The organism is Leucobacter muris (genome assembly GCF_004028235.1).
In the GTDB taxonomy this organism is placed as follows: Bacteria; Actinomycetota; Actinomycetes; order Actinomycetales; family Microbacteriaceae; genus Leucobacter; species Leucobacter muris.
In genome coordinates this window covers 528,428-549,760 of record NZ_CP035037.1, presented here as the reverse complement: position 1 = coordinate 549,760, position 21,333 = coordinate 528,428, and the positions used below count along the sequence as shown (strand labels likewise).

Sequence of the window (21,333 nt, the reverse complement as noted above, 5' to 3'; positions counted from 1 at the left end):
CGCGAGGCGACGGACCGCGAGACTCCAAGGCAATGAGCGCACCTCAAGTTGAGAGGATTTGAATTGGCCTGGTTTGAGTTCCGATCTTTATACAAGGATGGAACTACGATGCCAAGCAAATATGACCCTGAACTTCGCCAGCGCGCACTTCGGATGCTCGCCGAAGCCCGTCCCGAGCACGAGTCGCTGACCGCGGCCTGCCGACACGTCGGTGGGCTCCTCGGAGTGAGCCCGGAGACGCTGCGCGTGTGGCAGCGCCGCTACGACATCGATACCGGCGCGAAGCCTGGCACCTCGATCGATATGGCCCAGGAGAACCGGCGGTTACGCCGCGAGGTGAGCGAGCTCCGTAAGGCCAACGAGGTACTCAAAGCCGCGAGCGTGTTTTTCGCGAAGGAACTCGACCGGCCACGAACGAAATGATCAGATTCATCGACGAGTACCGTGATCGTTTCGGGGTCGAGTTCCTCTGTCGTACGCTGCGTGCGGCAGTTCGTGGGTTCCTCACCTCCCGCGGATACCGGGCCGCGAAAGCCCGGTCGGCCTCAGCCAGGCAGCTGCGCGACGAGTTGCTCCTCCCTGAGATCCGGCGGCTCCACGCGAAGCACTATGGCGTGTACGGGCGCCGGAAGATGCATGCCCTGCTGAAGCGTGAGGGGTGGAAGATCGGCCGCGACCAGACCGAGCGTCTGATGCGGCTCGCCGGCGTGCGCGGGGTACGGAAATCAAAGCGCGTGTTCACCACACGCCCTAACAAAACGGCGGCACTGCCTGCCGATCTCGTCAACCGGAGATTCGCCGCTGACGGGCCGCGCAAGCTCTGGGTGTGCGACGTGACCTACGTCGCCACCTGGTCTGGGTTCGCCTATGTCGCGTTCGTCACTGACGTGTACTCGCGCAGAATCGTGGGCTGGAATGTCGCTGCGACGCTGAAATCTGAGGTTCTGCCGATGCAGGCACTCGATATGGCTGCGTGGCAATCGGGCGGCAGGCTCGATGGCCTGATCCATCACGCCGATCACGGGTCGAATTACACCGCCATGGTCTATACGGATCGCATTGCGGAACTCGGAGCAGTGCCCTCGACCGGGACGGTCGGCGACAGTTTTGACAATGCCATGGCTGAGGCGGTCAACAACCTCTACAAGACCGAACTGATCCGACAGCAGGGCCCCTGGCGGACGGTTGAGCAGGTCGAACTCGCGACCCTCGAATACGTGTGGTGGTGGAACCATGAGCGCCTTCACGGGGAGCTCGATATGCGTACCCCGATCGAGGTCGAGCAGGCCTACTATACTGAGGCCGAGGAACTTCTGTCACCGACAGGTTGACAGGAAAACCGGTCGGAACTCAAACCAGGCCAATTCAATTCGAACCTGCGACCCCTTGACCCCCCAGGTAAGACGTCGACCGGTTTACCCCACTTGACCGGGGTTATTCCCTTTCTAGCGTTGCACAGCGCGTCATGGATTTCATGCTTTGCAGGACGTTGACCACTAGATTGGCCCACTAACTTCCGCGCCTCGATGTGAGCCACATCGAGCCCCGGAACGGGGTTTATGGTGACTTCTTGGCGATCTCTTCCAAGCAACTGGACTGCGGCGAGCCCTCACGTCAGTGCTGTCAGATAACTTCCCATTCGGGAACTTTTCTGACAATGGTGCCGATAGGAGTGCTCGGAGGCGCGACAGGGCGGCGGGGCTCCCCGGCTCTAGGCTGATCAGATTACGCGGTGCCACCGTACCTCTCCTCCAGCATGCGGGCGGTGGCCGGGTTCACTAGATCATTACGCACGATGTAGTGCTGAGCTGTGATCCGCGAGTCGGTGTGTCCGAGAAGCTCGGCCGCGAGGTCGATGCCGCCAGCCTGGTTGACTGCAGTCGCTCCGGTGCGGCGGAATCGGTGCGGGGTCACTCCGTTCAGTCCTGCTTTGTCCATCACGTCGCGGAGTCGGCGGCGGACGTTGTTCGTCGTGAGTGGATCGCCGTTGCGGTTGCAGAACAGAAGCGCATCGGGGTCGATCGAAAGCCGCTTCTTGATCCGCGCGCGGATCGCGGCCACCGCGAACTGCGGCAGTGCGATCGTCCGCACCGAGCGTGAGGTCTTCGGGTGATCTTGGCGGTGAGTCGGTTCGCCCTTCCTGCTGACGATGGTGCCCGTGATCCTGACCGTTGGGATTGCGCTGCGGAGGTCGAGGTCTCGGATACGGATCGCAAGGACTTCGCCGATCCGAACGGAGGTGCCGAGGAGCACTTCGATGATCTGCCCGAGCTGTCCGTCTGGCTTTGGGCCAGCCACGATCTTTCGCTCTTCCCACTCGCGCACGGCCTCGCGGATCAGTTCGATCTCCGAGCCCTCGAACGCATCAGGAGTACGAGCGGGTCGGCGCAGCCGAGAGACGTGATCCATCGGATTGCGTGGGATCACTTCGTGCCGCACTGCAAGCCCGAGCGCGAGGCGCAGAACCACGCGAGCCTGACGGGCACGGCTATAGCTTTGCTTCGCGAGTTGTTTCAGGAAGTAGTCGCACCGTGCGACTCCGATTTCGCGCAATGTTAGCTCGGCGAACGACGGGGCGACGAGGGTTCGCATGTTCCGCTCGTAGAGGTTCCGGGTGGTTCGTGAGAGCCGGTCTTCGACCTCCATGTCCTCAAGCCAGTAGTCCACGAGCTTCGCGAACGTACTGTCGGCGCTGAGGCCAGCAAACCCGGGTTGGAAGAGCGATCGCTCGGAGAGCTTTCGCTTGAGCGCGAGTTCGGCGGCGGCTTTCGTCGCCCCAGTGCACTGCACGGCTCGCAGCTTTCCATCCCAGTCGCGGTAACGTGCCCGGGCTTGACATACACCCGTGGTGATCTTGCGGTGGCTGATTTTTCCGAACGTGCCGATAGGGGTCCGAGGTCTAGCCAAGATACACCTCATCCGGACGCGAAACGCTAGAGCAAATACCGGTATGCGGCTGGCAGTGAGGTCTGATTTCTTGCATCAGACCAGGGTGCCAAAGAGATACTCGGTATTCTCCGCGCGACCCACGAGCCGTGACTCGGAGTAGATCTAACCTTGGATGCGTTGCCTAGCCTATGCGCGCACCATCGCTCGGAGGCTTGCGCGCACCTCTTCGTGAACAGTGGTCGAGGTCTCAACTCTGGTTTCGACAGAGACGACAAGACCGTATCGAACGGCATTTCCCTTTCGCAGAGTCTGTCCATCTTTCATGCACTCAACGTGAATGGGAAGCGTTCCACCTTCTCCAAAAATCATCGACTGATCGCCTTCGATGATTTCGTGTTGGCAGCTCCCTCGGCGGACGGCACGGAACTCTGCTTCGGCGGGACTGTCTGAATAATGGTGTGTGAGGGTCCGGCCTGATCCGAAAGGAGATGGCCGTGGCTGACACGACCACTGTCGTTGTTGACGACGAGATGATTGATCCCGTGACCGGGGAGATCATCGATCAGAAAGAACTCGCAGAACGCTTGCTCGCGCAGGCGAAGGAGCAGGGCGTGAGCCTGACGGGGCCGGGCGGCCTGCTCAGCCAGCTCACGAAGAACGTCCTCGAGACCGCGCTGAATGCCGAGTTGACCGAGCACCTCGGCCACGAGCACGGCGGGACCCCAATCGGCGAGAACATGCGTAACGGGACGCGGGTCAAGACGGTGCTGACAGAGATCGGCCCCGTCGAGATCGAAGTCCCGCGAGATCGAGACGGGTCGTTCGAGCCGGTGATCGTCCCCAAGCGGAAACGCCGACTGGACGGCATCGATCAGATCGTTCTGTCCCTTTCCGCTCGGGGGTTGACGACCGGTGAGATCGCTGCGCATTTCGACGAGGTCTATGGGGCGAAGGTCTCCAAGGACACGATCAGCCGGATCACCGAGAAGGTCGCCGGGGAACTCGCCGAATGGTCGAGCAGGCCGTTGGATGCGCTCTACCCGGTGATCTTCGTCGACGCGATCGTGGTGAAGGTCCGTGACGGGCAGGTGAGGAACACCCCGTTCTATGTCGTGATGGGCGTCACCGTGAACGGGGAACGCGACATCCTCGGCATCTGGGCCGGTGACGGTCAGGAGGGTGCGAGGTTCTGGCTGCAGGTGTTCACCGAGCTGAAGAACCGGGGTGTCGAGGACGTGCTCATCGCGGTCTGCGACGGGCTGAAGGGTCTCCCGGAGGCGATCAACACCACTTGGGAGCAAACGGTCGTCCAGCAGTGCATCGTCCATCTGATCCGCAACAGCTTCCGCTACGCCGGGCGGCAACACCGCGACGCGATCGTCCGTTCCCTCAAACCCGTCTACACGGCCCCGTCGGAGCAGGCGGCGAAGGATCGGTTCGAGGAGTTCGCCGCCGAGTGGGGCGGACGGTATCCGGCGATCGTGCAGCTCTGGAAGAACAGCTGGGCGGAGTTCGTGCCGTTCCTCGAGTATGACGTCGAGATCCGGCGGGTGATCTGCACGACCAACGCGATCGAGTCAATCAACGCTCGCTATCGGCGCGCCGTGAGAGCTCGGGGGCACTTTCCCAACGAGGCCGCCGCGCTGAAATGTCTCTACCTCGTGACGCGGTCGCTTGACCCGACTGGCGGCGGAAGGGCACGCTGGGTGATGAGGTGGAAGCCCGCGCTGAACGCGTTCGCGATCACCTTCGCCGGACGGTTCGAGAAAACCACTCACGAATGAAAACCGCCGGATCCCACACACCGTTTATCGGACAGACCCGCTTCGGCTCTTGCTCCCGCCGTAATCTGCTTATCTGGCGTCTCGAAGAACACCTTGGTTCCGCGATATCTCGTAAGTTGGCCGGCAGTCGGAGCCATGTAGGCCAATGTGATGGTCACTCGGTGCCATTCGCGGCGAGCTCGTAAAGACGACGGGAGAGGAATCTGGTAAGTGTGCCTCTGCTCGCGCTCGATGGAACCGCCCGCGATCAGAACAGCACGGTTGGTAGCTGCATTGCCTAGGCGCGTAAGGTCGAGAGCGCCATAGCCAAGAAGGGCACTGAGTTCTCGACGTGCTTGCTGCGAATCCATTTCGAGGAGCTGACGCAGACGGACTGAACGCTCGCCCCAGGCACTCGAATGAACGAGAAGCGCCTTAGCCAGCACAGGATGGTATTGCGGTGCTGGAAAATTCGGATCGTCGAGGTCCGCGCCCGCTTCAAGGACATCGAATAAACGGCTTGCTTCACGGGTAACGAGGGCAGTCGCATTGCTCGTGCCATGGGTGAATGCGAAGGTGTCAGATGCGCCGCTCCGACCAGGTGCCGCCACTTTGGTCCCGGGACTGTCTGAATAATGGTGTGTGAGGGTCCGGCCTGATCCGAAAGGAGATGGCCGTGGCTGACACGACCACTGTCGTTGTTGACGACGAGATGATTGATCCCGTGACCGGGGAGATCATCGATCAGAAAGAACTCGCAGAACGCTTGCTCGCGCAGGCGAAGGAGCAGGGCGTGAGCCTGACGGGGCCGGGCGGCCTGCTCAGCCAGCTCACGAAGAACGTCCTCGAGACCGCGCTGAATGCCGAGTTGACCGAGCACCTCGGCCACGAGCACGGCGGGACCCCAATCGGCGAGAACATGCGTAACGGGACGCGGGTCAAGACGGTGCTGACAGAGATCGGCCCCGTCGAGATCGAAGTCCCGCGAGATCGAGACGGGTCGTTCGAGCCGGTGATCGTCCCCAAGCGGAAACGCCGACTGGACGGCATCGATCAGATCGTTCTGTCCCTTTCCGCTCGGGGGTTGACGACCGGTGAGATCGCTGCGCATTTCGACGAGGTCTATGGGGCGAAGGTCTCCAAGGACACGATCAGCCGGATCACCGAGAAGGTCGCCGGGGAACTCGCCGAATGGTCGAGCAGGCCGTTGGATGCGCTCTACCCGGTGATCTTCGTCGACGCGATCGTGGTGAAGGTCCGTGACGGGCAGGTGAGGAACACCCCGTTCTATGTCGTGATGGGCGTCACCGTGAACGGGGAACGCGACATCCTCGGCATCTGGGCCGGTGACGGTCAGGAGGGTGCGAGGTTCTGGCTGCAGGTGTTCACCGAGCTGAAGAACCGGGGTGTCGAGGACGTGCTCATCGCGGTCTGCGACGGGCTGAAGGGTCTCCCGGAGGCGATCAACACCACTTGGGAGCAAACGGTCGTCCAGCAGTGCATCGTCCATCTGATCCGCAACAGCTTCCGCTACGCCGGGCGGCAACACCGCGACGCGATCGTCCGTTCCCTCAAACCCGTCTACACGGCCCCGTCGGAGCAGGCGGCGAAGGATCGGTTCGAGGAGTTCGCCGCCGAGTGGGGCGGACGGTATCCGGCGATCGTGCAGCTCTGGAAGAACAGCTGGGCGGAGTTCGTGCCGTTCCTCGAGTATGACGTCGAGATCCGGCGGGTGATCTGCACGACCAACGCGATCGAGTCAATCAACGCTCGCTATCGGCGCGCCGTGAGAGCTCGGGGGCACTTTCCCAACGAGGCCGCCGCGCTGAAATGTCTCTACCTCGTGACGCGGTCGCTTGACCCGACTGGCGGCGGAAGGGCACGCTGGGTGATGAGGTGGAAGCCCGCGCTGAACGCGTTCGCGATCACCTTCGCCGGACGGTTCGAGAAAACCACTCACGAATGAAAACCGCCGGATCCCACACACCGTTTATCGGACAGACCCTTGGTCCCCGGTGCGGTGGCCGGGGTATGTAAAGGTCGCAGTTCGACGTGTTCGGCGCCTGGTTCGACGATCGGTCGAGAGTAGAGCACTCGACCACCCTCGTGGTAGAGATCGGGCTTGATCGATCGGCCGACGCCAGGGCCGATCGCGCTGTAGTGGGCTGGCATCCCATCCTCAGTGAGGTTCCATACGCCATCTGGGAGTTCGATCTCTCCGCTTGAGTCGGAGTGAATGGCTCCGACTGTGAGCGCGTTCAACGAGTCGCCAGGTGGAAGGATCCCACGCTGACGGCTAGTCGCGCGTGCGGCCTTGACGGCTCCGATCAGAGCATCGTCAGCGTTGAGTACCGCTGTGGTGGGAATCATCAGCGGGCGGCTGTGGTTTCCGGCGCTCACAACAAACAACAGGTTCAGCTCGACGGCTAGCCAGTCCAAGAGACGGCCGAGTGGGCTCATCTTCCGTACGAGCGCTCGAGACTCTGCGCCGATTGAGAGATTGATGATGCGCACGCTGGGAGCGGCGGGTGGTCGGCCTGCGTCGCTCTCGACAATGCGTCGGATTGCTCGATGCAGTAAATCAGGGAAGAGTTCCTCGTCGAGGACGTGCTCAACTCCGGTGAGGAAACTGTGTGGACGCAGAATCGGGCGTACATAGAGCTTGCGATCGAGCGGGGTGCTTGGAGATGAGAGGTCGCCGTGGATGATGAGCGAAGCCATCCCGGTTCCGTGATGCCGTGCCGCCACCGCGAATCCTTAGCGAGATCATCGGGGTCGTCAACGGCAAGGCGTCCAGCAAGCGCATCGTGATTGACGAATGGCAAGCCATCCAGCAGTGCGATCCTCGGGAGACCGTCCGCAGTCATAGGCGGTCGCAGCGAGCCCGAAGGTATCGACCTGCGCGACAGCGCCGCCGTCGGCACCGGTCATACCAACGCGGGTCGCGGCGACTTCTCGTTCCATGAAGTCGATCACCTCGGCGATCGCCGCGTGATGCGCCTCGGCGATGAGCGCTTGGGTGCCGGCATCGGCGACCGCCCACAGCACCGACGCCGACTTCGGCAAGGAGAAGGTGTAGTCGTATCCGGCGACGGCCTTCCTGGTGCCGCGCGCGTGTTCTTCGGCTCCGATCTCAGCGATCGCTTCCGCACGCGAGGCCGGGCCAAGGTCGGAGTCGAGGGCTTCGACGCGCTCGGCGATGCGCTCGGCCGGGGTCTTGTACACCGGGTAGGCGCGGCCGAGCGGGTCGCCTGTCACCGGGTCGCAGCCCATCCCGATGAGGAGCTGGAGCTGCTGCTCCGATACCTCCTCGCCGGGAGTGATGCGACCTTCGCCGAGCTGGGCGAGGCCAGAGCCGAGCCAGCTGCCGGGAGGATTCCCGACCTCGGCATAGTAGCGAGTCAGCGGCGTCGAAAGGCTCCGGTCGCCGTCGCCTGCAACGACGGAGCGCAGCAGATACTTGTAGCCGTCGCCGGCGCTCATCACGCGCATCGAAACCGTCACATCCGATAGGTAGGAATCCGAGGCTTGGCTCAAGCCCTGAGCTCCAGACGGCTTCCATCTTGTTGCCGAGAGCACTGGAGGGGAACGGGGTAGATCCGGGAGCAAGGAGGCAAATGCGTTTCGGAGTCATGCGAACCAATATGAACGTTAGGTGTCAGCTGGCGAGTTGCTTTCCAGAGCGCGGGCTCAACGGCAGACTTGGTGGGGTGGGACTCCCTGATTCAGTTGCGTCTCGCCCATTCCCGGGTTCATCGGGACGGGTCTTCCTCGTGTTCCTGCGGCTCGGGTTGACGTCGTTTGGCGGGCCGGTCGCTCACCTCGGCTATTTCCGCACCGAGTTCGTCGAGCGGCGAGGATGGCTCAGTGACCGCGCCTACGCGGATCTCGTCGCGCTGTGCCAGTTCCTGCCCGGGCCGGCGTCGAGTCAGGTCGGCATGGCGATCGGCCTGCAGCGCGCCGGTATCCTCGGCATGCTCGCCGCCTGGGCCGGCTTCACGCTCCCCTCAGCCATGCTGCTTTTCGCTTTCGCGCTCGGTATCGGCGCGAGCGGGGATCTCTCGCAGGCGGGCTGGGTACTCGGTTTGAAGGCGGCTGCGGTCGCGGTAGTCGCCCACGCTGTGCTCGCCATGGCAAGATCGCTCACCCCCGATGCTCGTCGCGCGACGATCGCGGTCGCGGTCATGGTGCTCGTGCTGCTCGTGCCGGGCCCGCTCGCGATGCTTGGTGCCATGATCGCCGCGGGCATCGCCGGGTTGCTGTTCCTTGCGCGCACCGCGCACACCGGGGCACCCGCCAGGACTGAGGATCGATTTCCGGTGCGCCTGCACCGGGGCGTCTCGATCGGCTGCCTGATCGCGTTCGCCCTGCTGCTGGTGACCCTCCCGATCCTCGCAACAGCGACAGGAGATGCGGCACTCAGTCTGTTCGACCTCTTCTACCGTGCGGGCTCGTTCGTGTTCGGGGGCGGCCATGTCGTGCTGCCGCTCCTGCAGGCGGAGACGGTGCAGACAGGGCTCGTAGAGCCCGGCGCGTTCCTGGCCGGGTACGGAGCCGCGCAGGCGGTGCCTGGTCCGTTGTTCACGTTCTCCGCTTTCCTTGGCGCGGTCACGACGAGCGGCCCCTCGGGGGCGCTCGGAGCATCGATCGCCCTCGTCGCGATCTTCCTCCCCTCGGCCCTCCTCATCATCGGCGTACTGCCGCTCTGGAATCGGCTGCGCCGAGCCCCGAGGGTGCAGCGAGCGCTGAAGGGCGTGAATGCGGGAGTCGTCGGCCTGCTCGCGGCGGCCCTGTACGATCCGGTGTTCACCGAGGGCGTCACCGGACCGCACTCTCTCGTAATCGTCGCAGTGGCATTCGTCGCACTGACCGCGTGGAAGGCTCCCGCTTGGGCCGTGGTGCTCGGTGCTGCTGGGCTGGGGGCGCTGCTGCTCTGAACCACGCCCTCGGCCGAGACCGAAGCATGCTGAGGCAAGGCTCGCCTGCGATGCGCCGACGCCCGCGATCTGGGAAGCTTGCAGCGTGAGACGAGTTTCTGCCGCAGCCAAGGCGTATCCGCTGGTGTTCGCGACCCTGCTGATCGCGATGGTCGGCCTGATCCTGCTCACCACCCCTGCCCGAGAAACCGCCCCGTGGCTCGTCGGCGCGTATGCGCTGGCGATCGCAGCGTGGGAGGCGGTCGGCATGATCCGCCAGCTCCTCAAAGGCCACGCCGGGCTCGACATCCTCGCGGTCACCGCGATCACTGCGGCTGTGCTCGTCGGTGAGCCGTGGGCCGCGCTCGTGGTCGTGCTCATGCTCACCGGCGGCGCGGCCCTCGAAGACTACGCTGAGAACCGCTCCAAGCGCGAGCTCACCGCGCTGCTGCGCAAAGCCCCGCAGCAGGCCACCAGGCTGCTGCGCGACGAGGCCGCCCCGGCGGGCCGCTCAACCCTCGAGGCGGTCGCCGAGGACGTGCCGGTCGAAGCCGTCGAGGTCGGCGATCTGCTGCTTGTACGGCCCGGCGCGCTCGTACCGGTCGACGCGGTGCTCGTGTCAGAGCATGCTGTGCTCGATGAATCCTCGCTCACGGGTGAGAGCCTGCCGGTCGAGCGCGTGGCGGGCGAGCGCGTCTCCAGCGGAGTGGTGAACGGTGCGAGTGCGGTCACGATGCGGGCTGTCGCGCTCGCCTCAGACAGCGAGTACCAGCAGATCGTGCGTTTGGTCGAGCAGGCCGCGGGCAGCAAGGCGAAAGTGGTGCGGCTCGCCGATCGCTATGCGGTGCCGTTCACGGTACTCTCGCTCGTCATCGCGGGCGTTGCATGGGTGGCCAGCGGGGAGGCGGTCAGATTCGCCGAGGTGCTGGTGGTCGCAACGCCGTGCCCCCTGCTGATCGCCGCACCGGTCGCGTTCCTCGGCGGCATGAGCCGGGCTGCGCGCTTCGGGCTTATCGTGAAGGGCGGCGGCACTCTCGAACAGCTCTCGCGGGTACGCTCCGCGGCGTTCGACAAGACCGGCACCATCACGACCGGGCGGCCCGTGCTCGAACGCATCCTTGCTGAGCCCGGCTTCGACGAGATGAGCGTGCTCCGGTTCGCCGCATCGGCCGAGGTGTACTCGTCCCACGTGCTCGCAGAATCGGTCGTCGCGGCGGCCAAGCAGCACGGATATCCGCTGCTGGAAGTGCTCGGAGCCGAGGAGATCGCCACCAACGGCGTCGCCGCGCAGTTCGCGTCCGACAGCACAAACGGTGCGGTGGCGACGGTACGGGTAGGCAAGCCCTCCTGGCTCCGCGAGTTCGCCCCGACCCTCGCGCTCGCCCCGCTGGAGCCCGGGGAGCTCGCGATCTACGTCGCCGTCGACGACCGCTTCGCGGGCGCGATCGTGATGCGCGACCAGACGCGGGACGAGGCTGCGCAGGCGCTCCACGAGCTGCACGGGCTCGGGATCGAACGCACGCTCATGGTCACCGGCGACGTGGCGACCACTGCCGAGCCGATCGCCGCGAGCCTCGGCATCGACGAGGTGCACGCCGAGTGCCGGCCCTCCGACAAAGTACGCATCGTGAGCACGGTGCAGCCCAGGCCGCTCATCATGGTCGGCGACGGCCTCAACGACGCCCCGGTGCTCGCCGCTGCCGATATCGGTTTCGCGATGGGGGCTCGGGGCGCGACCGCCGCGAGCGAGTCCGCCGACATTGTGAACCGGTACGACACCCTCGCTTCCCTCCCCCTGGCGGTACGCGTGGGAAAGGACACGGTGCGGATCGCTCTCCAGAGCATCTGGCTCGGCATCATCATCAGCGTGGGTCTCATGCTCGTCGCAGCGTTCGGGTTCCTTCCCGCGTTGATCGGGGCCTGGCTCCAAGAAGTCGTCGACCTCGTCGCGATTCTGGGCGCGCTGCGCGCCGTCGGCCCGCGCGCCGAGCGCAAACTCAAGGCGTCGCGAGCCAACGCAGACGGCGCACAGCGCACACCGCTGACAGGCCGAGAGCGCCAGCGAACCCACTGAGAATCACTATGGAGGCACCGAGCCATGGCTAGAAAAACAGCACCCCAAGCCCATCCCGGCGAACCTCACGACCGGGGCACCGGCCAGCGACTCAACTGGCTGCGCGCCGGGGTACTGGGAGCGAACGACGGCATCGTCTCGACCGCTGGCGTCGTGATCGGTGTCACAGCGGCGACCCCGAACAACGTTCTCGCGATCGCCACGGCAGGAATCGCCGCAGTGGTCGCTGGCGCATTCTCGATGGCCGGAGGCGAGTACGTTTCGGTGAGCACCCAGCGCGATACCGAGAAGGCGCTGATCGCCAAGGAGAAATGGGAACTCGAGACCATACCTCAGGAAGAACTCGAAGAACTCGCCGGCTTCTACCGTCAGCGTGGGCTCTCGGACGACCTCGCGCATCAGGTCGCGGTCGAGCTCACCGCGAAGGACGCCCTCGCAGCCCATGCAGAGGTTGAACTTGGAATCGACCCCGAAGAGTTCACCAGCCCCTGGGCGGCGGCTGTCTCGTCATTCGTCTCGTTCGCGCTGGGAGCGCTCATCCCGCTCGTAATGATCCTTTTGCCATTCGGCGAGAATCGCGTCTGGATCGCCGCGGTTGCAGTGGTGATCGGCTTGTTCCTCACCGGCTGGATCAGCGCCGCCCTCGGCGGGGCCCCGCGCGGCCGGGCCATCCTCCGGAACGTGGTGATGGGCTCAGCGACGATGATTGCGACTTACCTCATCGGCCTGCTCTTCGGCGTCGCTGTTGGCTGAGCGGAGACGACCGCTGAACCCAGCTGACCGTGAAGGTGGCGTTCACCGGCCGTTCGGTTTTCCACGCCCGCGATGAGCGGCCTCGATCAAGTTGGGTGGGGCCGGAGCCGAGTCAGAGGACGGAAAGGGCCGGCTTCGGCAAAGTAGCGGGGCGGCGGCGCCGAAAAGCTCCGGTCAGCATCATCACGCCCACGGGGTGCAGTAGATTCCTGTAGCCGTCGTCGGCGCTCGTCACGCGCGTCGAGACCGCCTCCTCTCGCGTTGCAACCAGGGGTTGCATCGGGGGTTGCGGTGCGAAACCTCGCGCAACCCGCTATCTGGTCAGAGGAGCGTTCCAGATTCCCGGCACCACCTCGTTGACGCGGCGGCCACATCGCGGTCGCCAGCGCAGGTCACGACCGAGTTGAACAGATAGCGGTACCCATCACCAGTGGTCATCACCATGATCGACACCGTCATATGGGAAGGTGCGTCGGTATCTCACCCATTCCAGTCGCATTCGGGAAGCAGGCTCGCACCGTCATATCTAGGTCGACCGACCTGAGACTTCGGCGGATTGACGCGGGCGTGACTCCTGACGTGAACAAGGCTTGCGAAACCGCATCTGCAAGACGCGTGGAGGCTCGGGAGGGAAGCGGAGCGGTGGCCGGCGATGCGGTGGCGGTGAGGGCGATATTGGGAGCGGGAGCGGGGCCCGGGTCTGCGGGTGAGGTGCCGGGGTGAGCTGGGCGCGGGTTTGGCGGCGTGCACCTGTGAGGTGATCAGCTCGGCGCGCTGGAACCTCGGTAGAGGGGTGCTGCTGGGATCGCCGACCGGCAGGAACCCCAATGCCCACACCTCCCAAAATGCCCGCTGCAAAACCGCTCAAGGTCGGGTCGCTGTTCTCCGGCTATGGTGGCCTCGACCTCGCCGTCGAGCACGTCTTCGGGGCACGCACGATCTGGTTCTCCGAGATCAACGAACCCGTGAGCCGCGTGTTCTCCCATCACTGGCCGGACGCGCCCAACCTCGGCGACATCACCATGATCGACTGGCGCACCGTCGAGCCGGTGGACATCCTCTGCGGCGGGTTCCCCTGCCAGGACGTCTCCACCGTGGGGAAGATGGCCGGCCTCGCGCCCGGCACGCGCTCCGGGCTCTGGGCGAACATGGCCGATGCCATCGACCAGCTCCGCCCCGAATGGGTCGTGATCGAGAACGTGCGCGGCCTGCTCTCAGCCTCAGCGATCCGAGCAACCCACGAAGATGCAACCCCTCAAGGAGACGAACGTGCAACCCCTGACCCCGCAACCCTTCGCCACCTGGAACCCGACCTCTGGGGTCTGGGAAACCAGCCAGCTCGACCTCTCCGGGCGCTCGGCGCCGTACTCGGAGACCTGGCCGACCTCGGGTATGACGCACGATGGATCGGCCTACCCGCTTCCCTCGTCGGCGCTCCGCATCCCCGGTTCCGCGTCTTCATCCTCGCCCGTGCCACTGTTCCGAACCCCGCTCGCCTCCGACGCAGCACGGGGTGGGGAGAACCTGGATCAAGTGCGGGCACGCCGGGGAACCATCGCGCTCTCGCACCAGGTGATCGACCTCGCCCTCAACGGGCCGCATGGCTCACCGAAATGGAGAGCCGAATCGGAGACGCTGTGGGACCTGATCGACGGCATCTTCACCGCTGGGGAAGGTACGCCGACGCTATAGCTCGATGGGAGCACATCACCGGACGAGCTGCGCCCGCACCCGCGCTCCTGAACAACAAGACCGGTGCCAGACCGGCACCTGAGTTCGTGGAATGGCTAATGGGGCTCCCGCGAGGTTGGGTGACTGATCCAGCGGAGCCGCTCACGGTGAACCAGCAGCTTAGCGCGCTCGGGAACGGCGTACTACCGCTACAGGCTTGGGCAGCAATTCAGTAACTATAAGAAATGAATCAGGCGGTCCGTTGGGTGTGCTCAGCTCGGAAGGCTCACGATGGCATCGACTTCGACCAGCACATCGGGATGGAATAGTGATTCGACGCCGAGCAGAGCGGATGCAGGCGGGGTATCGCTGTTGCCCAAGAACTGGTCCCTGGCTGCTCGGATGAGCGGAAGTCGATCTTCGCTGAGGCCGACAACGTAGATGGTGATGCGTATGAGATCCGTAGAGGTGGCGTGGAGATCCCGGCGACCGCGCAGACCCAGCAGCCGCCCGCCGTGCTCCCGCCATCCGGCGCCGGATCGGAGGGGTGAACGATCATGTCCAGCACCAGCACCCCGTTCGAGCTGCAGACGATCCAGTTCTCAAGGTTGACCCGCCGCGGCGTCCTGCTCGGATTGTCGATCTCGCAGTTGATCGTGCTCGCCTGCGCCCTCCTCATCGTCGTGACCGCGCTGTACACGAGCGGCGGGGCTGGGCTTGCCTGGTCGTCGCCCGCGTGGCTGACGCTCGCGGCGATCGCGTGGGTGCCCGTCAGCGGCCGCAAGCTCATCGAGTGGGCGCCAATCATCACCCGCTGGCTCATGCGCACCCGCGCGAAGCAGACCCGCTACCGCCGCCGCATGATCCGGCCCCGCCCGGCCGGCACCCTCGCCCTCCCCGGCGACCTCGCAGCCCTCCGCGAGTGGCACGACCCCGAGACCGGGACGGCGATGATCCACGACCCGCACGCGCAAACCCTCACCGTGATGCTGCGGGTGCAGCATCCGGCGTTCGTGCTCCTCGACCCGGCCGAGCAGCAGCGCCGCGTCACCGGATGGGGTCGCGTCCTCGCCGCCGCCTGCCGCTCCGGCAGGATCGCCCGCATCCAGGTCATGGAACGCACCCTGCCCGATTCGGGGTCGGGGCTTGCCGAATGGTGGCGGCAGCACGGCACCGATGACGACTCCTGGGCGGCCACCACCTACCGGGAACTCATCGAGCGCGCCGGCCCCGCCGGCGAACGCCACCAGACGACCATCTCGCTCGCGCTCGACATGCGCGCCGCCACCCGGCAGATACGCTCCGCAGGCGGCGGCATGGCGGGTGCGGCGGCGGTGCTCAGGCAGGAGATGCAGTCGCTGCAGACCGCGCTGCGCAGCGCGGAACTCGCCTTCGCGGGTTGGCTCACCCCGGGCGATGTCGCCCTGATCCTCCGCACCGCCTACGACCCCGCCGCAGGCCCCGCCCTCGAACGCCACGGCGCGCTCGGCCGCGACCTCGCCACCGCCGGCCCGGTCGCAGTGAACGAGGCGTGGGATCGGCTGCGCTCCGACAGCGCCCACCACGCGGTGCTGTGGATCAGCGAATGGCCGAGAGCACAAACCTTCCCCGGATTCCTCGCCCCCTTGGTACTCACCGGCGGCGTGCTCCGCTCCCTGTCGCTCTACTATCTCCCCGTGCGCGCCGACCAGGCCGCGCGCGATCTGCGGAAGAAGAAGACCGAGATGATCGCCGACGCCGCACAGCGCCGGAAGATCGGGCAAGTCGAAGACACCCAAGCCTCGGCGGAGTTCCAAGACGTGCTGCAACAGGAGAGCGAGCTGACCGCGGGGCACAGCATCCTCCGCGTCGTCGGCCTCGTCTCCATCTCCGCACCAACCCCGGGCGAGCTCGACGCGGCGGTCGCGCAGATCGAGCAAGCCGCGATCCAGTCCTCCTGCGAGACGAGAAGGCTGGTCGGCCAGCAAGCGCAGGCATTCACCGCGGCAGCGCTGCCGCTGTGCCGCACCATCTGATCCGCGCCGTTTGGCGCGGATCCGGGCGGGGTGGCGTCGTGGCCGGTGCACCTGCCTGGTGACCTGCCCCAACTGTGAAGGAGTCCCACGATGGCGACATTCTCTGATCCGAAAGCTGATGCTGCTGAGGCGGCGGAGGCGGTGCGCGGCATCGCGCACGCCCTCCACGCCGCCGACCATCCCCGCTACGTGTACGACGTGCTCGGCGAACTCCTCTCACTCACTCGGCGACTCACGAACGTCACCGGACAGCTCGCAGGGAACATCGCCCACCATCAGCGCCTCGCCGCAGACGACACCGGGAACCGGCAGGCCGGCACCGACGCCGCACAGTCCGCGATCGATGGGCTGCGGGAGGCGTCCGCGATCTTCGACCAGGCAGAGACCGCCATGGACCGAGCCTCGCAGGCTGCATCGCGCATCGCCTGGCAGGACCTACCCGACGTCGTGCTGCCGCGCCGGTTCGTGAGCGTCGTGTTCTTGCAGGGCGAGGACGCCGACCGGGTACTCGACACGATCACGCTCAAGGGCACCGATCATGCGATCGAGGAACTGGCCGGGCACGACTTCGGCGACGAGACCGTGGATGCCGCGCTCGAGAACGGGTACGTCTACGACCGGCCCCCGACAGGGCAGCTCGACCGGGTAGCGACCCGCGACGTGTACACGATGGTCTATAACTCCTTCATAGGGCATATCGGCCTCTACCGGGAGCACGACGCCCTCCCCGATCCCGTGCTCCTCGGCATCGAAGAACCACCCACGCACGCCACACCCGCCACGGATGCTGCGATGCCGGTGCAGGAGTCGTCGCGGGCGGATCGCCTCGGCACCCCGCGGGTGAGCCGACCCGCCTATTCGACGCGGGCGAACCTGCGGGGGCTGGGCGCGTGACCGCCCGCCACGCTGGCCTGCACGCCTCCGATGAGGGGAAGTTGCATACCTCGGCGCTCGTCGGCCCCGAAGGCGAACGCCGCGCCCAGCGCAAAGCGCGCCGGCAAGCCGCCGCACGGCTCCACGCCGAAGCCCGCGTAGCTCAGGCCGCTGCGGCGCGGGCGGAGCGGGAAGCGGAGCGGGAGGAGCGGCGGACGACCAGCTACCTGCCCCGTGCTGGCGAGGCGGGGGCGGCGGCGCTTCGCACGCCGGGCAGGTTCCGGCTCCCGCGCCACCAGGACACCTCGGCGACGCTCGCCGGGCACTACCCATTCCTCGCAGAAGGCGGCCTCGGCTCGGCCGGCACCTTCGTCGGGCAAGACCTCTACTCCGGCGGCTCCTTCGTGTACGACCCGTGGGAGCTGTACCGGCAGAGCGTCATCACCGCCCCAAACATGATCCTCGCCGGCATCGTCGGCAGCGGGAAGAGCTCGCTCGCGAAAGCGCTCTAAACGCGGGGGCTGCCGTTCGGGCGGCGCGTCTACGTCCCCGGAGACCCGAAAGGCGAACACACCGCCGTCGCCCGCGCCGTCGGCGGGCGCGCGATCCTCCTCGGCCCCTCGCTGCCCGCACGCCTGAACCCCCTCGACGCCGGATACCGGGCCACGGGAATCGCGGATGAGGACTGGAAAGCGCAGGTCGCCGCGCGCCGCCGCGACCTGATTGGTGCACTATCGGAGACGGTGCTCGACCGTCGCCTCTCGCCAGTCGAGCACACCGCGATCGACGTGGCACTCGCCGACGCGGTGCGCACCGCCGAGGTGCCGATCCTGCCGATGGTCGTCGACCGCATCCTCGACCCCTCACCCGACGACGACCCCGACGGCAGGCTCGCGGAAGACGGCCGCATGGTCGGGCACGCACTCCGCCGTCTCGTTGCCGGCGACCTATCCGGCATGTTCGATGGTCCGTCTACGGAGACTTTCGATCCGACGTTGCCGATGCTCTCCCTCGACCTCTCCCGCGTCGCCGAGAACTCCGCACTGCTCGCGGTGCTGATGACGTGCAGCTCAGCCTGGATGGAGGCCGCCCTCCAAGACCCGAACGGCGGCAGGCGGCTCGTCGTCTACGACGAAGCATGGAGGCTGATGTCCTACCCGTCGTTGTTGGCCCGGATGGATGCGCAGTGGCGGCTGGCACGCCATTTCGGGATCAGCAACCAGTTGATCTTTCACAAACTGACCGACTTGGAGAACGTCGGCGATAGCGGCTCCCGGATGCGCGCACTCGCCTCCTCGCTGCTCGCCAACGCCGAAGTGCGGGTCGTGTATCGGCAGGCGAGCGACCAGCTCGGCGCGACCGCGGAAACCCTCGGCCTCACCAGCACCGAACGATCCCTCCTCCCGACCCTCGGCATTGGGCAAGGCCTGTGGAAGATCAAGGACCGCAGCTTTGTCGTGCAGCACCAGCTCCACCCCGCAGAGCTCGAGCTCTTCGATACCCGCGGCCGGATGCTCTAGAAACCCGCAAGTTCAGGATTCCTGAAGACGATTCGGCGTGAAGATGCGGGTCGACGGGTCGCAGGACTGGGTGTGAGGGTTCGTCTTCGTGGAAGATGCGCCCTCACTTCGTTCTCCAGCGGTGCGGCGTTCGACGAGGAGCGTGTCGCGCCATTGGCCGGCGTGCGGCCCGTAGGTCATGCGGGCGATGCGCTCTCGTCGTCCGACAGCGCGGAACCCTGCCCGCTCGTGCAGGCGCAGGCTCGCAGTGTTCTCAGTGAAGATCGATGACTGCACAGTCCAGATCCCGTGCTGATCGGTGAGATCCAAGAACGCTGCGAGAAGGCGGCGCCCGACTCCGTGACCGGCCGCGTCGGGGTGGATGTAGATCGAGTGCTCCACGACGCCCGCGTACGCGGCTCGTGTCGACACGGGAGACGCGGCGGCCCATCCGAGGACCCGGCCGTTGGAGTCGACGGCGACGAGGCTGAGCTCTGGGCGCTTGCCCGCGGTGAATGCGGCCCAGGTCGCGGGTGGAGCGGTTTCAAAGGTGGCGTGCCCGGCGGCGATCCCCGCCCGGTAGATGCTCTCGACCTCGGCCCAGTCGGACTCGGCCATTGGCCGGAACCGGAGTGGCTCCATCAGGCCGTGAACGCCCGTGCCGCCGTGGCGAGGGTGCCGGTCGTGGGCTGGTAGTACGCCCACTTGCCGCGCTGCTCGCGGGTGACGAGCCCGGCCTCGACGAGGAGCTTCATGTGGTGCGACACCGTCGGCTGTGACAGTCCGACGGGTTCGGTGAGATCACACACGCACATCTCCCCGCTCGCACTCGCAGTGATCAGCGAGAACAGCTTCACCCGGTTCGGGTCGCCGAGCGCTTTGAACACCTTCGCGAGCTGATGCGCGGTCGCGTCATCGACCACCGCATCGGCCGCAGGGGCGCAGCACGACGCCTCCGCAGGTGTCACGTCGATCGTCACGGGAAGAACAGCCATGCCCCCATTCTGCCCCACATATTGACAGATGTCGATGAGTCAGGCAGGCTCTTCATATCGAAGAACATCAATGCATGGAGGTTGGTATGGATTCCGTCGTCGTCATTGGTGCGGGCCCGCAGGGACTTGCGGCGGCCGCGCACCTGCTTGAGCGCGGCTTGAACCCGCTGGTGCTGGAGGCCGGCGATGGTCCGGCCGCGGCGGTGGCCGAATGGGGTCACGTGCGCTTATTCTCACCGTGGACGGAGCTCACCGACGCGGCATCCCGTCGTCTGCTGGAACCCACCGGATGGAAGGCACCCGCCCAGGGGTACCCGACCGGGATGCAGTGGATCGAGCAGTACCTCGCGCCGCTCGCGGACGTTCTCGGAGACAGAGTGCGGTACGGGGCACGCGTGGTCGGCGTCGGCCGCAAGGGTCGCGACCTCTCCGTCGATGCGGGGCGCGCCGAGCAGCCGTTCGTCGTGCACGTCGAGCGCGCGGACGGCAGCGAGGAGCGGATCGAAGCCAGCGTCGTGATCGACGCCTCCGGCACATGGCGAATGCCCAGTCCCGCGGGCGCTGACGGGCTCCCCGCCCTCGGCGAGCGTGCAGCGGTCGATGCGGGTCTCCTGGAGCACCGCATGCCCGGGATCGAGGATGCCAGCACTCTGGCAGGCCAGCATGTCGTGGTGGTCGGCAACGGGCACTCCGCCGCGACGACGATCGGGATTCTGTCGCGGGTAGCAAAGCGCGAGCCGGGGACGCGGATCAGTTGGGTGCTGCGCCGCGGCGCGGTCGGGAATACTTTCGGTGGCGGCAGTTTCGACGAGCTGCCTGAGCGCGGCGCGCTGGGCCAGCGGGCGAAGAAGGCGGTCGAGGACGGCCTCGTGGACCTCGTGACCGGGTTCCGCACCGAGCAGGTCGCCCTCGACGGCGGCCAGGCGGTGCTGGTGGCAGAGGACGGCCGCCGGCTCGCGCCTGCTGCGCGAATCTTCGTCGCGACCGGGTTCCGCCCCGACCTATCCTTCCTTTCGGAGGTGCGGCTCGACCTCGACATGCGCCTGCAGGCCCCGTCGAAGATCGCCGCGGAGGTCGACCCGAACCTGCACTCCTGCGGCTCCGTCCGGGCCACCGGCGCGACCGACCTCGAGCAGCCGGAGCCAGGCTTCTACATCGTGGGAGCGAAGTCCTACGGCCGTGCGCCGACATTCCTCGCTCTGACCGGGTTCGAGCAGGTCCGCAGCGTCGTCGCCGCGATCGCCGGGGACCATGAGGCTGCCGAGCGCGTAGACCTCGTTCTGCCGGACACCGGCGTGTGCGGCGGCTCGGGCCTCTTCGACGCGCCCGACGAGCAGTCCGCGGCCGGTTCCTGCTGTGCCCCTGCGCCGCAGCTCATCCAGCTCGGCATGGCACCCGCTGCTCGCTGAGTCGCGGACAACAGGAAGGGGTAGGAACCAGACGGTTCCTACCCCTTCGCACGTGCGGTACTGCTCAGCTCAGGAGCTCGGCGAGAAGGGTCTCGACGCGGCCCTTGATCTCGTCGCGGATCGGGCGCACCGACTCGATGCCCTGCCCTGCGGGGTCTTCGAGCTTCCAGTCCTCGTAGCGCTTGCCTGGGAAGAACGGGCAGGCGTCCCCGCATCCCATGGTGATCACGACGTCCGAGTCCTGCACCGCTTCGGTGGTGAGCACCTTCGGCTGCTCCGCGGTGATATCGATGCCCTCTTCGCGCATCGCCTCGACGGCGACCGGGTTGATCTGGTCGGCGGGCATGGACCCGGCGGAGCGGACCTCGACGCGGTCGCCCGCGAGCTCGCGGAGCCAGCCGGCTGCCATCTGGGAGCGGCCGGCGTTGTGGACGCAGACGAAGAGGACTGAGGGCTTCTGGTCGGTCATGGTTTTC

14 protein-coding genes and 4 pseudogenes are annotated in these 21,333 nt (G+C 66.0%); 12 read left to right on the top strand and 6 right to left on the bottom strand.

The genetic code is table 11. The annotated features are described in order from the left end of the window. The first annotated feature begins 108 nt into the window (after positions 1-108). Positions 109-1,331, top strand: a protein-coding gene (locus tag Leucomu_RS02465) for an IS3 family transposase (protein WP_128387751.1) whose coding sequence is annotated in 2 segments (ribosomal slippage) — positions 109-394 and positions 394-1,331 — 1,224 coding nt in all. Because the reading frame shifts where the segments join, the coding sequence is not laid out codon by codon here. A 394-nt stretch (positions 1,332-1,725) separates the two neighbouring features. On the opposite strand, the gene Leucomu_RS02460 is transcribed toward Leucomu_RS02465, so the two are convergent. Next, positions 1,726-2,790, bottom strand: a complete 1,065-nt coding sequence (locus tag Leucomu_RS02460) for a tyrosine-type recombinase/integrase (RefSeq protein ID WP_228407216.1) — start codon at positions 2,788-2,790, stop codon at positions 1,726-1,728. A gap of 629 nt (positions 2,791-3,419) precedes the next feature. Between Leucomu_RS02460 and Leucomu_RS02455 the strand changes: the two genes are divergently transcribed. Together Leucomu_RS02455 and Leucomu_RS02450 are read left to right on the top strand one after the other, a co-directional pair. Then, positions 3,420-4,673, top strand: a complete 1,254-nt coding sequence (locus tag Leucomu_RS02455; RefSeq protein ID WP_228407350.1) for an IS256 family transposase — start codon at positions 3,420-3,422, stop codon at positions 4,671-4,673. A gap of 691 nt (positions 4,674-5,364) precedes the next feature. Further along, a complete protein-coding gene (locus Leucomu_RS02450; protein WP_228407350.1) occupies positions 5,365-6,618 on the top strand; it encodes an IS256 family transposase in 1,254 nt (417 codons plus the stop codon). Here the strand turns inward: Leucomu_RS02450 and Leucomu_RS02445 are convergent. Together Leucomu_RS02445 and Leucomu_RS02440 are read right to left on the bottom strand one after the other, a co-directional pair. Further along, positions 6,609-7,373, bottom strand: a complete 765-nt coding sequence (locus Leucomu_RS02445; RefSeq protein ID WP_267128437.1) for a S8 family peptidase — start codon at positions 7,371-7,373, stop codon at positions 6,609-6,611. The genes Leucomu_RS02450 and Leucomu_RS02445 overlap by 10 nt on opposite strands. Before the next feature lie 141 nt (positions 7,374-7,514). Beyond that, positions 7,515-8,156: pseudogene (locus Leucomu_RS02440) on the bottom strand (relaxase domain-containing protein); the annotation flags it as partial. A gap of 113 nt (positions 8,157-8,269) precedes the next feature. On the opposite strand from Leucomu_RS02440, the gene chrA reads away from it, so the two are divergent. From chrA to Leucomu_RS02405, 8 genes and pseudogenes are all read left to right on the top strand, one after another. Continuing rightward, positions 8,270-9,589, top strand: coding sequence for a chromate efflux transporter (gene chrA / locus Leucomu_RS02435; protein WP_228407212.1), 1,320 nt, complete (start codon positions 8,270-8,272; stop codon positions 9,587-9,589). A gap of 85 nt (positions 9,590-9,674) precedes the next feature. Then, positions 9,675-11,642: a heavy metal translocating P-type ATPase gene (locus tag Leucomu_RS02430; RefSeq protein ID WP_228407210.1), complete on the top strand. Its 1,968-nt coding sequence runs from the start codon at positions 9,675-9,677 to the stop codon at positions 11,640-11,642. A gap of 24 nt (positions 11,643-11,666) precedes the next feature. Next, a complete protein-coding gene (locus Leucomu_RS02425) occupies positions 11,667-12,395 on the top strand; it encodes a VIT1/CCC1 transporter family protein (RefSeq protein ID WP_128386227.1) in 729 nt (242 codons plus the stop codon). 827 nt (positions 12,396-13,222) lie between these two features. Then, positions 13,223-13,558 (top strand): annotated as a pseudogene (locus Leucomu_RS15380) (DNA cytosine methyltransferase); the annotation flags it as partial. A gap of 106 nt (positions 13,559-13,664) precedes the next feature. Next, entirely contained in the window at positions 13,665-14,087 is a 423-nt protein-coding gene (locus Leucomu_RS15375; RefSeq protein WP_228407397.1) for a hypothetical protein, read from the top strand. Positions 14,088-14,623: 536 nt separating this feature from the next. Then, positions 14,624-16,081, top strand: a complete 1,458-nt coding sequence (locus Leucomu_RS02415; protein WP_128386225.1) for an SCO6880 family protein — start codon at positions 14,624-14,626, stop codon at positions 16,079-16,081. A 90-nt stretch (positions 16,082-16,171) separates the two neighbouring features. Beyond that, on the top strand, positions 16,172-16,975 hold the full coding sequence (locus tag Leucomu_RS02410; RefSeq protein ID WP_128386224.1) for a hypothetical protein: 804 nt from the start codon (positions 16,172-16,174) through the stop codon (positions 16,973-16,975). Then, a pseudogene (locus Leucomu_RS02405) lies at positions 16,972-18,474 on the top strand (ATP-binding protein). Before Leucomu_RS02410 ends, Leucomu_RS02405 begins: the two are co-directional and overlap by 4 nt. 117 nt (positions 18,475-18,591) lie before the next feature. On the opposite strand, the pseudogene Leucomu_RS02400 reads toward Leucomu_RS02405, so the two are convergent. Together Leucomu_RS02400 and Leucomu_RS02395 are read right to left on the bottom strand one after the other, a co-directional pair. Then, positions 18,592-19,095 (bottom strand): annotated as a pseudogene (locus tag Leucomu_RS02400) (N-acetyltransferase family protein); the annotation flags it as partial. Continuing rightward, the gene (locus Leucomu_RS02395) at positions 19,095-19,448 is read right to left on the bottom strand and encodes an ArsR/SmtB family transcription factor (RefSeq protein WP_128386222.1); all 354 of its coding nucleotides are present in this window, start codon (positions 19,446-19,448) and stop codon (positions 19,095-19,097) included. The pseudogene Leucomu_RS02400 and the gene Leucomu_RS02395, both read right to left, overlap by 1 nt. Positions 19,449-19,534: 86 nt before the next feature. On the opposite strand from Leucomu_RS02395, the gene Leucomu_RS02390 reads away from it, so the two are divergent. Continuing rightward, positions 19,535-20,857: an FAD-dependent oxidoreductase gene (locus Leucomu_RS02390; RefSeq protein WP_128386221.1), complete on the top strand. Its 1,323-nt coding sequence runs from the start codon at positions 19,535-19,537 to the stop codon at positions 20,855-20,857. Positions 20,858-20,921: 64 nt separating this feature from the next. Here the strand turns inward: Leucomu_RS02390 and Leucomu_RS02385 are convergent, their stop codons facing one another. After that, entirely contained in the window at positions 20,922-21,326 is a 405-nt protein-coding gene (locus tag Leucomu_RS02385; RefSeq protein WP_128386220.1) for an arsenate reductase ArsC, read from the bottom strand. Between the last annotated feature and the right edge of the window lie 7 nt (positions 21,327-21,333).

Coding starts and splice junctions, on each gene's coding strand:
- Leucomu_RS02390 (WP_128386221.1), top strand. CDS start 19,535: ATGGATTCCGTCGTCGTCATTGGTGCGGGCCCGCAGGGACTTGCGGCG.
- Leucomu_RS02445 (WP_267128437.1), bottom strand. CDS start 7,373: ATGGCTTCGCTCATCATCCACGGCGACCTCTCATCTCCAAGCACCCCG.
- Leucomu_RS02385 (WP_128386220.1), bottom strand. CDS start 21,326: ATGACCGACCAGAAGCCCTCAGTCCTCTTCGTCTGCGTCCACAACGCC.
- Leucomu_RS02395 (WP_128386222.1), bottom strand. CDS start 19,448: ATGGCTGTTCTTCCCGTGACGATCGACGTGACACCTGCGGAGGCGTCG.
- Leucomu_RS02425 (WP_128386227.1), top strand. CDS start 11,667: ATGGCTAGAAAAACAGCACCCCAAGCCCATCCCGGCGAACCTCACGAC.
- Leucomu_RS02415 (WP_128386225.1), top strand. CDS start 14,624: ATGTCCAGCACCAGCACCCCGTTCGAGCTGCAGACGATCCAGTTCTCA.
- Leucomu_RS02450 (WP_228407350.1), top strand. CDS start 5,365: ATGATTGATCCCGTGACCGGGGAGATCATCGATCAGAAAGAACTCGCA.
- Leucomu_RS02455 (WP_228407350.1), top strand. CDS start 3,420: ATGATTGATCCCGTGACCGGGGAGATCATCGATCAGAAAGAACTCGCA.
- chrA (WP_228407212.1), top strand. CDS start 8,270: ATGCGTTTCGGAGTCATGCGAACCAATATGAACGTTAGGTGTCAGCTG.
- Leucomu_RS02410 (WP_128386224.1), top strand. CDS start 16,172: ATGGCGACATTCTCTGATCCGAAAGCTGATGCTGCTGAGGCGGCGGAG.